General features: G+C 31.1%; 19 protein-coding genes. 2 read left to right on the top strand and 17 right to left on the bottom strand.

Annotation, left to right across the window (positions count from 1 at the left end; genetic code table 11):
• Nucleotides 1-140: 140 nt before the first annotated feature.
• Nucleotides 141-638 (top strand): hypothetical protein, encoded by a 498-nt coding sequence (locus tag C8P64_RS09720; RefSeq protein ID WP_108171872.1) that lies wholly within the window; start codon nt 141-143, stop codon nt 636-638.
• 215 nt (nt 639-853) lie between these two features.
• Here C8P64_RS09720 and C8P64_RS09715 read toward each other — a convergent pair whose 3' ends face one another.
• From C8P64_RS09715 to C8P64_RS09700, 4 genes are all read right to left on the bottom strand, one after another.
• Nucleotides 854-1,048, bottom strand: a complete 195-nt coding sequence (locus tag C8P64_RS09715; protein WP_108171871.1) for a hypothetical protein — start codon at nt 1,046-1,048, stop codon at nt 854-856.
• Nucleotides 1,049-1,058: 10 nt separating this feature from the next.
• Nucleotides 1,059-1,775 carry a hypothetical protein gene (locus C8P64_RS09710; protein ID WP_108171870.1) on the bottom strand — a complete coding sequence of 239 codons (717 nt, stop codon included), beginning with the start codon at nt 1,773-1,775 and terminating at the stop codon, nt 1,059-1,061.
• Between the two features lie 152 nt (nt 1,776-1,927).
• A complete protein-coding gene (locus tag C8P64_RS09705; protein ID WP_108171869.1) occupies nt 1,928-2,962 on the bottom strand; it encodes a tetratricopeptide repeat protein in 1,035 nt (344 codons plus the stop codon).
• 158 nt (nt 2,963-3,120) lie between these two features.
• The gene (locus C8P64_RS09700) at nt 3,121-3,693 is read right to left on the bottom strand and encodes a DUF6624 domain-containing protein (RefSeq protein WP_146167207.1); all 573 of its coding nucleotides are present in this window, start codon (nt 3,691-3,693) and stop codon (nt 3,121-3,123) included.
• 34 nt (nt 3,694-3,727) lie between these two features.
• Between C8P64_RS09700 and C8P64_RS09695 the strand changes: the two genes are divergently transcribed.
• Complete coding sequence (locus C8P64_RS09695) at nt 3,728-3,952, top strand: hypothetical protein (RefSeq protein WP_146167206.1); 225 nt, start codon at nt 3,728-3,730, stop codon at nt 3,950-3,952.
• Here C8P64_RS09695 and C8P64_RS09690 read toward each other — a convergent pair.
• From C8P64_RS09690 to C8P64_RS09635, 13 genes are all read right to left on the bottom strand, one after another.
• Nucleotides 3,947-5,029, bottom strand: a complete 1,083-nt coding sequence (locus tag C8P64_RS09690; RefSeq protein ID WP_108171866.1) for a hypothetical protein — start codon at nt 5,027-5,029, stop codon at nt 3,947-3,949. The genes C8P64_RS09695 and C8P64_RS09690 overlap by 6 nt on opposite strands.
• A gap of 177 nt (nt 5,030-5,206) precedes the next feature.
• On the bottom strand, nt 5,207-5,968 hold the full coding sequence (locus tag C8P64_RS09685) for a hypothetical protein (protein WP_108171865.1): 762 nt from the start codon (nt 5,966-5,968) through the stop codon (nt 5,207-5,209).
• 176 nt (nt 5,969-6,144) lie between these two features.
• A complete protein-coding gene (locus C8P64_RS09680; protein WP_146167205.1) occupies nt 6,145-6,492 on the bottom strand; it encodes a hypothetical protein in 348 nt (115 codons plus the stop codon).
• A 287-nt stretch (nt 6,493-6,779) separates the two neighbouring features.
• Nucleotides 6,780-7,685, bottom strand: coding sequence for an abortive infection family protein (locus C8P64_RS09675; protein WP_108171863.1), 906 nt, complete (start codon nt 7,683-7,685; stop codon nt 6,780-6,782).
• A 2-nt stretch (nt 7,686-7,687) separates the two neighbouring features.
• Nucleotides 7,688-8,071, bottom strand: a complete 384-nt coding sequence (locus tag C8P64_RS09670) for a hypothetical protein (RefSeq protein WP_108171862.1) — start codon at nt 8,069-8,071, stop codon at nt 7,688-7,690.
• Nucleotides 8,072-8,241: 170 nt separating this feature from the next.
• Nucleotides 8,242-9,327 (bottom strand): alpha/beta hydrolase, encoded by a 1,086-nt coding sequence (locus C8P64_RS09665; RefSeq protein WP_108171861.1) that lies wholly within the window; start codon nt 9,325-9,327, stop codon nt 8,242-8,244.
• 156 nt (nt 9,328-9,483) lie between these two features.
• Nucleotides 9,484-9,909 carry a hypothetical protein gene (locus C8P64_RS09660; RefSeq protein WP_108171860.1) on the bottom strand — a complete coding sequence of 142 codons (426 nt, stop codon included), beginning with the start codon at nt 9,907-9,909 and terminating at the stop codon, nt 9,484-9,486.
• 189 nt (nt 9,910-10,098) lie between these two features.
• Entirely contained in the window at nt 10,099-10,674 is a 576-nt protein-coding gene (locus C8P64_RS09655) for a hypothetical protein (protein WP_211307608.1), read from the bottom strand.
• 26 nt (nt 10,675-10,700) lie between these two features.
• The gene (locus C8P64_RS16585) at nt 10,701-10,910 is read right to left on the bottom strand and encodes a hypothetical protein (RefSeq protein WP_211307607.1); all 210 of its coding nucleotides are present in this window, start codon (nt 10,908-10,910) and stop codon (nt 10,701-10,703) included.
• A complete protein-coding gene (locus C8P64_RS09650) occupies nt 10,911-11,387 on the bottom strand; it encodes a hypothetical protein (protein WP_108171859.1) in 477 nt (158 codons plus the stop codon). It lies immediately after the preceding gene.
• Nucleotides 11,388-11,552: 165 nt separating this feature from the next.
• Complete coding sequence (locus tag C8P64_RS09645; protein WP_108171858.1) at nt 11,553-12,497, bottom strand: AlbA family DNA-binding domain-containing protein; 945 nt, start codon at nt 12,495-12,497, stop codon at nt 11,553-11,555.
• A gap of 160 nt (nt 12,498-12,657) precedes the next feature.
• Nucleotides 12,658-13,311: an HIRAN domain-containing protein gene (locus C8P64_RS09640; protein WP_108171857.1), complete on the bottom strand. Its 654-nt coding sequence runs from the start codon at nt 13,309-13,311 to the stop codon at nt 12,658-12,660.
• Complete coding sequence (locus C8P64_RS09635) at nt 13,311-14,399, bottom strand: HipA domain-containing protein (protein WP_108171856.1); 1,089 nt, start codon at nt 14,397-14,399, stop codon at nt 13,311-13,313. The genes C8P64_RS09640 and C8P64_RS09635 overlap by 1 nt, the downstream gene beginning before the upstream one ends.
• Nucleotides 14,400-14,506 lie beyond the last annotated feature (107 nt).

The raw sequence follows: 14,506 nt of genomic DNA, 5'->3' as shown, positions 1-14,506 counted from the left end.
CTTTTCTTTCTAACGGTGCCGCTTATTGGCGATGAACCGTTGTTACCTGCCGTAGCGACTATCTAATTATGATTGTATTTTTTTAAGCTTTACTTGATTAGTATCTTTTCAAAAATTTAATAAAACGAATATAGTCCATTATGAAAAAAGTTCTTCTGATTCTTATCTATTTAGTTCCAGTTTTATCTTTTTCTCAAGTAAAAGATACAGTTTACATAAGATTTGACCAGAGATATGATGAAATGGAAAAGGTTGATTTTACAGAACTTGTTCAAGCTGGATCTCCAGATCAAAAATTAGAAAAATCAATTGATTATAAGGTAAGACAAATGGAAAAAGACTCCTATGGAGATGATAAATTTCGTTTTTCACATTTTAATCAAAGCCAAAAGGCTTATAACCATTTTGGAGGCAAACCGCCTTTAATCTTACAAAAACATAAATCATTTTTAAAAAATAGGAATACTTTAGACATTAATTTTTTTAGAACAACGCCTTACATTAAGATTGCTAAAACTTTTGAAGAAGATGATAGTTGGGATGAAGATGTTTTGATTTTCATAATTGATATAGACGAAATTCAAAATGACAGTATAATACTTCGTCAGGTCAATTTTAATAGACCCGTTAAGCAGTAAAATGTTTAAAAGGATCAATAAATTTTAACTGTTTGTTCAATCAGAGCCTGTTAGAGCTATTGCAGGTAACGGTCTCGGTTATCGCCAGTTGGCGGAGTAAGGGACGCGGAGTTGTCGGCTTCGTATTGGTTTGTTGGTCAAGTTAATTATTTTCTTTCTAACGGTGCCGGCTATTGGCGATGAACCGTTGTTGCCAACTGTTTTTACGCACGAATTTAATCAACAGTTTTATTTAATTCATCTGTGAGTAGTAAAATCAATTCTTCAACATCATCTCTTTCTAGGACTATATAATTTGGGTGATCAGGAAAATTTTCATTTTTAACTTCTAGGTACAGTTTGTCATCGGTATTGAGATGAAAAATCATTTCATTTCCATTATCATCAACGAAGGTTTTCTTAATTGGCATTTTTGAAATTTTAATTATCGTTAAAAACTAAATTTGAATAATTATGTTCAATTGTATCTTTTTCTTTAATTTCTTCTGAGTCAATAATTAGTTTCATTAAATCGGTTACTTCTTTCACTAACAATTCTAAAAAGTCATTGTTGTAAAAAATTGTTGGTGAATCTTTTACAAATTCGTAGTCAACACCTTTGTAGTTAACCGTTACATTATCTCTATTGTGAAAACCTGCTGTATGTACAGTATTTCTTAAGTAGGTAAACAAATCGATTAAATTTTTGTAATCGTCTGCAATATCCAAATGTTCGATTAAATCTTTAGAAAGTTTGTTTATTCTTTCTCCTGGAATATTTAATGAATTAGCTATTATTTTAATGAAATTTTCAAATCTTAAAAATGTATTCGAAAAAACATTTTCTCTTAAATCGCCTGAAATAAAATATAATCTATCATTTAGGAATTCCTGTTTTTTAGCCTCATTTTCAAATTCTTGATATTCCCAAATTTCTAAATTTTTAAAGCTGTCTCGTATACAATAAAAAACTAAAATATTAGTCTGTACGACTTCCATAGTAAGTTTCATTGATACTAATCTTACATCAGAATTTCCATCTATTTCTGGATTTTCCTCTATAATCAAATTTATTTTTTGCCCTAGATCTTCTTTAATTCTGGAATACAAGTCTATTACTTGCTCTATCGGTTCTCTTTCAATTTGTAATTCAATCATATTTTAAAAATTGTTGGCAACGGTCTCGGTTATCGCCAGTTGGCGGAGTAGGGGACGCGGATTTGTCGGCTTAGTATTGGTTTGTTGGTCAAGTTAATTATTTTCTTTCTAACGGTGCCGCTTATTGGCGATGAACCGTTGTTATGTGGCGTTTAGTTCAAAATTTCTACTTCTTTAGATATTTTAATTGAACTTTCATTTGAAGAAGATACTTGCTGATAACTATTTCCATTTATTTCAGTTACATGACAAGTTACAATCATTGTTGGTAATTCAGCATTCGGGTTTATTAAATCCTCTACAGGTTTTAATTCATAAGTACATTCATCTAACCAAGTAATGGATAACTTTAATTTGTAATTGAGATTTTCGTTTTCTTCTATTTGAAAATTATCCGTTCTTGTAATAAGTGTTATACCAATTTCTTCATCATCAATCCTGAATTTCCCAGTTTTTATAGTAGAACAATCTATTTTATCGTTCCTACATTTTAGATTAAATTCATTCAAATAATCTTGGGTTATTACATTAGAGTCAATCTTTTTCGTGATATCTAAAAACTTTCTGGAATTTTTGCAATCGTTTTTAAGCAAATAAACTATTGATAGTTTGTATGATGTGCTTGAATAGTTTTGATCTACTAAATAAGATTCCCTTAATTTCTCTAATGCTAAATCTAAATTCTTACTTGCTGTTGAAGGATCTGAATTGATTTCGTTATAATATTCTCCTAAATAAGTTGTGCCATAGTCAGTAAGAATTTCGAAATGATTTGGTTCGATTTCTAATCCTTTATCGTACTGTTTTCTTGCTTGCTTCATTCCACCAAGATTGAAATATACAGCACCAAAACCATAATATAAATCTGCATCTTTAGGGTTAATTAGGAAGGCTTGATTAAATCTCCGCATTGCAGTAATTAGATCTCTTTTCTGATAAAGATATTGGAAGCCAAGTTCTATCATTTTTTGACCTGCCTTTTTTCTATCACCTTTATATTCTTCAAGTAATTTATTGACAAATTCCTGATCGGATTCTATTTGTTCTTTTGTTTTCTTTATGTTCCCATACTCAGGTTGTAAACTTGGATCTTGATTTGCTAGATCGTTCCATTTATTGATGTTGTTATTTTGTGCTACTCCAGCAGTAACAACGATGAGCATTAAAATCTGTAAAATTTTTTTCATTGTTCGGATTATTTTAATGCCACATAACGGTCTCGGTTATCGCCAGTTGGCGGAGTAAGGGACGCGGAGTTGTCGGCTTAGTATTTTGTTGTTGGTCAAGTTAATTATTTTCTTACTAACGGTGCCGCTTATTGGCGATGAACCGTTGTTGTGTGCTGTTATTTCTTCTCCTGTATATTATTGATACGTTTATATTCTTTCAAAGGAATCAATCCAACCATTCTTCTTAAAGAATCAACTTTTGAAGTATCTTTAATTTTATATAATTCGAAGACCTTTTCTTCCTTTCCTGTAATTGAATCCTTTTTTGTTTTAATCAAGAATTGGCTACCATAGATTTGTGGTAAACCTCGATGCATTAAATAGCGATCATGATACATAGCTGCTAAATCTTCATCTAATTGGCCATTTTTAGAAGCCTTAATTATCATTGGTAAATATTGATCTTGAATACTATCTGGTGCATGTTGTAATACAAAAAATGCAGCTTTCCTAGTTGGATAACCAACAATAGAATCCCCAGGATATGTGTTTATTTTTTTAATAATCTTTAAAACCTTTATTAAGTTAATAGAGTCTAATTTGCTTTGTCTTTTCCATAAATCTTCAATTTGAGGAGAATTCCAACCATACTTATCTACAGTATCTTGAAGCATTCTTCTATATTTTTGATCAGTTTTAAAGACACTATCTAATTCAATTTTTATTTCTGATTTATCATTTTTAGACAATAATTTTTTCTTTGGATTTTCTTTACAACTAAATATGAATAGGAATATTACCGTGAAGAATATGAAATTTATTTTACGCATTTTCTCTGAAATAATAGCATACAACGGTCTCGGTTATCGCCAGTTGGCGGAAAAGGGGACTCGGATTTGTCGGCTTAGTAATGGTTTGTTGGTCAAGTTAATTATTTTCTTTCTAACGCTGCCGTCTATTGGCGATGAACCGTTGTTGGCAGCCGTTTCCCTAGCAGAATTTTTATAGGCCATTTAAAAACTCTTTAATTGGTTTCACAGCATTTTCCCCATTTAAAATATTTGTAAAACACTTAGGACATAAAAACATTTCTGTTTCGAAAAAAAGATCAAAATCTGGTTTGTCCAACTCTACTATTTCTTTACAGTTCTGGCATTCAATTTTTAATGATTCTTGGAAAGCTGAATAAATTTTTTGATTAGCTTCTTTGGTTCTTACATTAACAATTTCCATCCATTGAAGAATACCTATAAATCTTTTTAAAGCTTTAATATTTTTTATGTTCTCGCTTTTCTCGTTATCTACAAATTTGAAAACTATGCTATCAATTATACTAGTTGTATACATTAATAAATATGGTACAAAATAGTAATAGTGGTCCCAATAGTTTTCTATATCTTCTTTTTTATTGAAAACGAAATTTAAATTCTGATTTAGGGTTTTATAATTTTTATCGTTGGTAACTATATGTAATGCTTGATTAGTAATACCATTAAGTCCATTGGGTGAACTTTTATCATATCTTAATTTATATATGAAATCGGCTGTAAAATGTAATTTGGGATTAAGATTCCTAACTGCATTCTCTATAATATTTTCTTTCTCAATTTTTCTTGAACTTGGATCATAATTTCTCGGATCTCCTGAATGAAAGAATCTATTGATAAAATTATCTGAATCTATTAGTAATTGTTCTAAGATTAATAGCTCGTCAGTAAATGGCTTTCTAAGCAAAGCATAAGCTACAGTCATTTTACCTCTTTGAGCGCAGCTTAGTGATTCGTAAATAAAATTTGCAATATCACTGCTTATTGATAATGTGAGATGTTTTATTAGAAAGTTTGAAATATCTTCATTAAGATTATTTTCTTTAAACCAATCTAATACATTAATTTTTTTGTCTTCTAATTCATCTACCAAGATATGGTTTTCGCGATCATAAGTAAACTTGGTACTTTTTAAATCATCATATTTTTGGTCAGCAAAAACTTCTGTTATTTGGTCATACATTATCGCACAGATATTATTAATCCGACGGTAATTCTCTGGAAGTTTTGATTCTGCTCCTTCTTGTATGTATAACATAAATAGTGCTTACTTAATTTGGAAATTGCTGCCAACGGTCTCGGTTATCGCCAGTTGGCGGAGTAGGGGACGCGGCTTTGTCGGCTTAGTATTGGTTCGTTGGTCAAGTTAATTATTTTCTTTCTAACGCTGCCGCTTATTGGCGATGAACCGTTGTTGGCAGCTGCATTATGTGTTCTAAATTTGTTTTGCATCTATTGACATATCAAGAAGTTTAAGACATTCTTGAATAGAAAACCCGTAAACTAATTTTGTTCCAGAAGCAATCTGGCAGGCTAAAGCAACCAATCTTCCCTGTGAATCTAGAATGGGAGCACCACTACAACCTTCGTAATCATTTTTAGAACTTATAACTTCTGGAGCTATAAATTTGTGAAATTCCTTTCTTGTGTGGTGATATTTTAAGTTTAACTTTAATGTAGGTTCCATTCTAAGAAAGTAGTTGTCATAACGATGATTTATTTTACCATAGAAGCCGTATCTTTCATTTTTATCAGGATCTGTTATGCTGTCAGAGGTTAGATAAAGTTTTGATCTTCTATCAACTTTAGTAAATCCGAAGTCTATTCCTGGTTGTATAAGGTTTGGTAATTTTTCAAGTTTGCTAAATGCGATATCGAGTCTGTGTCCTCCATTCTCAATTAAATTACTTAACTCTTCAAAATTAGAGTCTTTGGATACTTTTAATAAATCGAAAAAAAGAAAATTCCCAACAGGTACCAACGGAACAGTATTGTCCTCTGGTGGTAAATTTGTTTCGAGGAAAATTGAAAGATCTCGGTATTGAATGTTATGAAAAACAGTTATTAGATAAAAATTATCTCTATGTTTTAAAATAAAACCTGTTCCAAACACTTCTGGCTTAATATGATCGGGGTTTGCAGCGAAAATTTGAATACTTGATAGTATCATTAAATCTTCGGCATAAATATCTTCCATTCTATAAATTTCTATAATGTTGCTGCCAACGGTCTCGGTTATCGCCAGTTGGCGGAGTGCGGGACGCGGATTTGTCGGCTTAGTATTGGTTTGTTGGTGAAGTTAATTATTTTCTTTCTAACGGTGCCGCTTATTGGCGATGAACCGTTGTTGTGCGCTGGCATTTTCCTGGATTATTATTTTTTAAGATTTTCTGACTCATAAATTTGAAAGGAAATATCTTTTTTACAATTCTTGCAGTTTATCACTCTTATTTTATAATCCGACAAATCTATATTAAACTGTTGGTCTGAATTCTTGTGAAGAGAAATATTCCTTCCATCCGCATTCAAGAAATTCATTTGTTCTATTTGATATAAAGCATTTTGCACTCGGCTTATTCTCATAAATACTTTTTTATTTTTATTTAAATGAGATACTGAATCAAAAATTTTCTTCAAACTTGGATTTACTTCTATGTGGAAATTTAAAGAATCAATTTTACGAGAATATTTTATTATGTGTTTATTGTCAGATAATTTCATCTGGACTTTAAAGTTTTCATTTTCTATAAATGAATCGTAAATGTCAGATTTATTATTCTGAGCATAGCTGTTAATCCCAAAAAATAGAGTGAGCAGTATTAAGAATTTATAATTCATCTTTTTTAGCAATCTTTTTTTGATGCTTGCGCACAACGGTCTCAGTTATCGCCAGTTGGCGGAGTAGGGGACGCGGATTTGTCGGTTTAGTATTAGTTTGTTGGTCAAGTTAATTATTTTCTTTCTAACGCTGCCGCTTATTGGCGATGAACCGTTGTTGTAGCCAGTTTTTATTTCCTTAGCTCGTGGGTTTCTAATAAATAAATGGCAAGTGTTGAAGCAGCACCTACAGCCAATTTAGCGTGCCGTGGTTGTAAACCTTTAAATTTACCATCCTTTCCGTGACCACTGCCATATTCATTTCTTATTTCTCCTATTCCTTGTACAACTGATGATAAACTTCCTAATATTTGTTTTATTGATTTTGCCGCTTTTACTTCATCTGAAATATCTTCAGGGGTTAATTTTAAAAGCTTAGTTGTCTCTTTCATTAATTTTGGAAGATCCCAACTCTTCTCATATTCTATTTTTCTCTCTTCAAAAATAGATTTACAACAAGTCTCGATTAATTCTTTGGCTAGGCCAATTGCTATATGTGGAGAATTTTCAATCGATGTTTCCATCAAATTGATTTGCTGGGTTACATACTCAGCGTTCAAAATTTTCCGAATATTTTCTGTTTTCCTTGCCAAGGATTCTTTTCCTGTGATTTTCATTCTACCGACAAAAATTGGTCTACCAGAAATTTTGGTCTTTTCAACTAATTCAAAATTATCATCCTGAAGATTATCATTAAATATTTGTAACAGTTTGCTAACCTCTGATTTATCAGCTCTCACAATTGGATGTATCATTTCACACAAGAAATTTAAGAACCTTGAATCATCACATTTCATTAGATTGAATCTGTCATCGTAGAAAATCCAATTATCTTTCCAATCATTGTTATTTATACGATGTTGCCAAATATCTCCAGCAGCATTTTCGAATCTACTATCGTAAGATTCCATTTCTTCTAAATTGTAAATTCTAGACAAGAAATCAATTTCTTCCAGCCTTCCTGACCACCAGAAATTTTCTACCTGAATGAAATCAAAAATATTTCTTCTTGTTATTTCTGAGATTTTATTGGCCAAAACTAATCTTCTTTAAGGGCAATTTCGATGATTAGATAATCTCGATTTTGCCCAACAATTAGGTTGAAACCATCTTGATCACGACTAAATTCTTCTGGAATACTTTCTAGGTCAATTAATTCTTTACCGTTTTCTTTTAAATACTCATTTAGGATTTGAATTACTTCAAGCTTTATTCCATCAGGAAAGAATAATTTTATACTCTTCCAATTTTCTTTAGTATTTGCCCAATATTCGTATTTACTTAAATAATGATGATTTTTGACTTTCTCTGTTTGAATTTGTTTGAAGTCCTTATCAGTAGGATAAGGAAATTCTAATTGAAAAATTTCTTGGTTAGTTCCTAATCTTTCTGATAAGAATTTAGTCAGTGTAAAATAATCCATTTGGTTCTAAAATTTTTTTTAAAAATTGGCTACAACGGTCTCGGTTATCGCCAGTTGGCGGAGTAAGGGACGCGGCTTTGTCGGCTTAGTATTGGTTTGTTGGTCAAGTTAATTATTTTCTTTCTAACGCTGCCGCTTATTGGCGATGAACCGTTGTTAGCCTCTGGCATTCATTTTTTAAAATGTTCTTCTATGTAATTTAAAAATTCTATTCTCCATACGTTATAATCATGTCCAGAAATAAATTCTTTAAAATTGAATTGAATTCCATTGTTTTTCATGGTCTCTAAAAATTCAATGTTATCTTTTAATATACTTGTTTCGTATTTTCCTGCTCCAATATAGAATATTGGATACTTATCAAATTTGAATTTTATTGGATTTATCGACTGTGCAAATGGAGAAATATAATCTGATGTTGAAAATGCTATAATTTCTTTAAAAATAGTTGGATTATTAAGTCCAGCATGAATGCAAAAAGCAGCTCCGTTAGAAAGTCCAAATAAATACCTTTCACCTTCCCAGTTTTCTATTTTATTCTCTATTGAATCTATTACTTCTTTGTAGAAAAAATCTTGATGTCTTTTAAAAAGTTCATTATTCTCATAACCTTCCACATACTCCTGGTGTCTATTTGATGAACTAGAATGTATACCAATTAACTTTATTGGTTTTATTTTATTATTTGAAATCAAATAGTCAATATAAGGAGCATAATTTTTAACTACTGAACCGTCCGTAAAATAAATATGTGGAATTTTTGAATTTACTTTTTCTGGTTTATAAACAGTTATTTCTCTTTCTTCTAATAAATATTTACTTGTTATTTTCTTAGTACTTATTTTGCCGTTAAGATTTTTGTTTTCTAAATAATTTTTATTTCGATCTTTTCCTTTCCATAGAAATTTATCTCCTTCTACAATTGCATTATTTTGATTTAATTTAATTGATTTCCCATTTGGAACTAATTCAATCATCTGATTCAAAGAGTCTTTTTTATAAACCAAAATATCGTAAGTAAAAATAGCTTCACTAAGATTTGAAATTTTTAAAATTCCCTTAAAATCTCCAGAAATAGAATCTTGTTTTAAATCTTGTGTAAGTCCTTCAAACATTCGAAACTGGACAAGATCAGCTTCACCAGAATAAACAATAGATAATCTATCACTCGAAATATGATCTTTCGTTTGCCCATTAATTGAGAAACAAGACCCAATTAGACCAATGATTAAAAAAATTTTTAGTAGGGTTTTCATTTGAATGCTTGAGGCTAACGGTCTCGGTTATCGCCAGTTGGCGGAGTAAGGGACGCGGATTTGTCGGCTTAGTACTGGTTTGTTGGTCAAATTAAATTAATTCTTTCTAAGGCTGCCGCTTATTGGCGATGAACCGTTGTTGTGCACTTTGCGTTATTAATAAATTTTGATATGTTTTTCTTTTATTACAATACATCCAAAATCTATTTTTACTTCAGGTTTGATATATTTTGAATTTAATTTCCAAACACCTAATTCTGGATATTCCAGAATCTCCATTTCTTTATATGTTGAATCAATTTTTACCAATGAATCTTTTTGCTTTTGTAGGAATTTTTTGGTGAACTCAACATCTTTCTCAAATTTAATTTTTTTGCCTTGCACCTGATATTTCCCAGTTATTTCATCTTGGCATGCACTTAATCCATACTTATATATAAACGTTCCGTTTTTATTTATTCTCATTTCTGAGAATCTTTCAAATTGGTTGTTTTTTGATCTATAAATTCCACTAGGATCAATATCATTTTTACCATTGAAAAGTAAAATTGTAAGTAATAAGAAAGTTGAAAAAAAATTCATCACTATGTTTTATCAATTTATCTAACTCAAGACATTGTTAGCATTGTGCACAACGGTCTCGGTTATCGCCAGTTGGCGGAGTTCGGGACGCGGATTTGTCGGCTTAGTATTGGTTCGTTGGTCAAGTTAATTATTTTCTTACTAACGGTGCCGCTTATTGGCGATGAACCGTTGTTGTAATGCGTTTTATTACTCACTCACTTTAGTGACAACTTCCTCCATTGTGTAGTGGACAAATCTTTTCCCTAACTCAGTAAGTTCATAAGATTTTGTAGTATCAAAGGCAGAAGTAAGCGTAGTAGACTTTGGACTTTTTCTAGACATTTTTCTAAAAGATCCATCATAATTAGTAGGACGGTATTGTCTGATAATTCCACCAGTACTTAGGTCTCTTATTAACAATTTATATAAATCCGCTTCCATTGAATCCTCCCTAGGATAAGAATCATTAAGATTACTCCATATCTCACCTCTAGTTATTCCTTCATTTTTATAAATTTCTCTTATTACTAGAAAATGAGTTTCATGATATGTTTTTATCCAATCAATAAACAATTGAACTAAATCATCAGTTATCATATTAATTGCGCCTGCATTCGTGAGTAATTTTCTTAGATATTCTTTCTTTTCAAACGTTTCTGCATTATCCCATTCTTTGAAACCTTTTCTTACTAATGCTAAATATTCCTCACTTTCAATTCTTTCCTGGATATCTTCGCCTGCTGAGTTTAATTTATCAACTATTTGATAAATAGTGTAATACAATTCATCTATTTTCTTTTTATGTTCTTCTAACCAAATTTTTTGTAATTCATTAATTTTTCCTTGTTCAAATTTCCGTGTAGTGCTGCACTTGCCGCTATTACACCTCCAACCCATGGGATACTTCCCAAAGCTGAAACTACAAATCTACCTGTTCTGGTTTTTTTGCCGTTTTCATCGATTTTAGCTAATTCTTCTTTAATTTTTTCAATCGATTCCTTTCGAAGTGAATTGTCCATTTATTTTATGTATAGGAAGTTATAATAATTACCTCTAGTCGACTTATATGCTTCTCCGACTTTTTGAAAACCAGTTCTATTAATTATTTTATTCATTCCAATATTTTCCTTTCTAACAGTAGAATAGATTCTGGATGTATGGTCATGAAGAATTTTTGTTATTAATGCACCATTTCCTTTTTTCTCAACTAAAGAAACTATCCATCCTAATTCGTATTTGTAATCATCAGGATCTAGTGTAGTTCCTGATTTTTTAAATACTTTATTTTTATAACTATCATGAGGAATTTTTAAAGCTCCAATAGCTTCAATTTCTTTAGTATTTGGATAAAATAAAAGAATTGGATTTTTATTCATTAAACCGTCAAAACTCTCTTCTGAAACTTCTCCTTTTGAAAGAACAATTTCTTTAAATCTATTTCTTTCTTCCTCGGAAAATTCTTTAGCTTCTTTAATTGAATAATTTATTTTCTCCATTTAAAAGTCAAATCTTGTATAAAATGCATTACAACGGTCTCGGTTATCGCCAGTTGGCGGAGTGTGGGACGTGGAATTGTCGACTTAGTATTGGTTTGTTGGTCAAGTTAATTATTTTCTTACTAACGGTGCCGCTTATTGGCGATGAACCGTTGTTGTAGTGCGTTATTCTTCTTCATCGAATTTTTGACCTGGATATCTTTTCTCATACAGATATTCGGCAGATTTCATAACAATTAATTTCTTTTCCTCATCTGTCAACTTCCAAACGGAATCGTCTTCAAATGAAATTTCACCTTTTAATGCTTGTTCGAAAAGCTTTTCGTCTCTTTCATATTCTTCAACAAGACTTTCTGCCATTTGACTCATGTAACGTAACCGAACTGGATCTTTAATTTCGTTATGCTCAATTAATGATTTTACACGTATTTCAGTATTTCGATGTTCTTTTAGAATAGTTTTAACGTACGTATCTATTGTCTCCACCGTACTTTTCGTATCCGAAGCTGACATTTCAGTCCATTCTAAAAGACTAGAAATATTTTCAACTTTTGAACTAATTGTGGATTCCATAAAATCAATTGTTGAAGAAACATTGTCAATATTTTCGACAAGATGTTTAGTAGCTTTTTTAAATTGTTTATTGAATTTTTTTGCTTCTTTGGTTAAATAAATTTCCAATATTTCATTTGGAGTTAGAACTGAATTTCTACCATCTTTTCTGATTTTATAAGTTCCACCGCTTGTACAATGAGGTTTTTGTATACCACTCGGAATTTCTAATCTAAAAATTGGTTTTTTATTTGTGTTTTCAATGATAATGGATAGTGAAATTGGAGGTATACATGCTAAGGCTTTTGACATGATTACAAGTCTTGATTTGTCTGAAGTATCGCAACCGTAGATTTCTCCAATTTGAGTTTTACCATTAGATTTTTCCTCAACACCAATTAGGATTATTCCACCATTTTCCGAATTTGCAAAAGCGACTAAATCTTCAGATTTCAAACCTTTTAGGTCTCTTTTGTAATCAACTGTTTCATTTTCTCCAAATTCCAAAAGTTTCTCCGTGCTTTTGGTTAATGTTTTAAATGTTTGTTTGATTTTCATATTTTGTGAATAATGCACTACAACGGTCTCGGTTATCGCCAGTTGGCGGAGTAAGGGACGCGGAGTTGTCGGCTTAATATTGGTTCGTTGGTTAAGTTAATTATTTTCTTACTAACGGTGCCGCTTATTGGCGATGAACCGTTGTTGTGTGCTTTACCGACTAAAGCAATATTTCTATGAAAGCTCTTGTAATAACACCATTTCTTTCTAGGTGGTGAACCTTAACTTTAATAGGGCCTTTCGCTTTATGAAATACTCTAGAATGAATCTTTTTGACGTAACCTAAAAATTTTTCGTCTTTAAATAATTTGACGGCATTCTTATCTTGTTCATTTTTCGGATCCAATACATATTTAAGTATATCGCCTTTTTCCAAAAAGTCGGATTCAATTTTTGTTCGGGTTAACCCAGCAATTTCTGAAATGAAGTTCAAACCTTTTTTGGGGTTGAAATCTGCTAAAAATTCAAAGTTATCTATGGGAAGTAGACCTTGAGTCATTGCAAGCATGTAATACTTATCAGTTTTCTTTTCTGGATCTATTCGCCAGAACTTATAAAACGATGATAGATCGTTTCTTTCAGATTTTACTAGTCGTTGGGATAGAATTTCAAGAACATTTTCTTTATAAACCTTCTCAGTATCTGGAAAGCCAGTATATGGTATGAAACCTTTATTTTCAGCTTCTTTAAGGTTTTCTTGAATATATTTAAATTTTGTGCCTTCTGAGGAATTTCTTTTAATTATAGCTACAGGAATTCTCCTAGATCCAGGTCCTTTACGCCAAATTAAAAAAATGTTCCCAACTCTTTTCATTACAATGCTCTCAGTTTATCAAGTCGCAAAGGTATCAATTTTGATATCAAATTTTTTCTATAATCTGATAATTTAAAATGTTCTAAACCCTCTGGAATATTGGAATCTATATTTTCAATTAGGTATTCTAATTTTTCTTCTGAAAAGTTCTCTTCAATCCTTTTCAAAATTTCTTCAAATAAACTTGGAAATTCTTTTTTCAATTCCATCATAAGATGGAAATGTTTTGGCTTTTTTTTGCCCTCGTGCCATCTAATCTCTGCTCTTCCACGTAACACATAACTCTCCATCATCTTTGGATCTTTAAGCATTTTGAGAATTCTATCTTTTTCCAATTCCCTTCCCAAGCAACAACCACTATCGTAGATTGGTGAAAAGCTATTTTTTATCAATGTACTTTGAGTACGGAGTAAGCTTTTATTAATCTTTTGTTTAGGGTTTTCTTTATGGACTAAATCTCTCGCAGCTTTTGCAAAATATCTTTTTAGCATTATCCCCCATTTTTTTAAAATGTTTGTGCTCGATTTTATATTCGTATTAAATTCCTCAATAGTTTCTTTGAATTTTGTTATAAAACCCCAATTTTCTTGATGTCTATCTGAGTTTCCAATAATAGCATCAAACATTAGCATTTCAATGATTCTAGGTTCAAATTCATTCAGCCCAAAATCATTTAAAGTTTCTCTGATGAAGTTAAATGTATATCTATATTCGTCTTTTTCTGGAAGATAGGTTGGATCAAACCCTCTTAAAAATTCAACCCCTTCGGATAATTTATTTTCCGTATGTTCTACCATAGATTTAGATAAGCATCCAATTTGTTGCTCATCATTTTTATCAAAGGCAATGTTGTAGTCTAAAAGCTCAAATTTTAGCCAACTACCTATTTTTGATGAGATAATTTCACTCCAAAATTCTGAAGGATATTTAAAAGTTCCATCATCTAATTCTTTGGATCCTTTAAAGAAATATTCCTTTTCATTCAGAGGATTAACATAAATGTTCTTAGCCCTTGTTCCACCAGTACCTGAATAAATTTTCTGGTTCCACTTAGTTATATCTGTAAAGGTTGGAATAAACTCCTCCATTAATAGTTTAAAATTTCTGTAAACTTACTTGAAATATGATTATGAGAAAAACAAGTTTCAAAATTGAAATATCCATTTGGAGGTATTGCACACAACGGTCTCGGTTA

The organism is Christiangramia gaetbulicola (genome assembly GCF_003054225.1).
Taxonomy (GTDB): Bacteria; Bacteroidota; Bacteroidia; order Flavobacteriales; family Flavobacteriaceae; genus Christiangramia; species Christiangramia gaetbulicola.
Note: the sequence above shows the minus strand (reverse complement) of the source record. Positions and strands in the feature narration are given on the sequence as shown.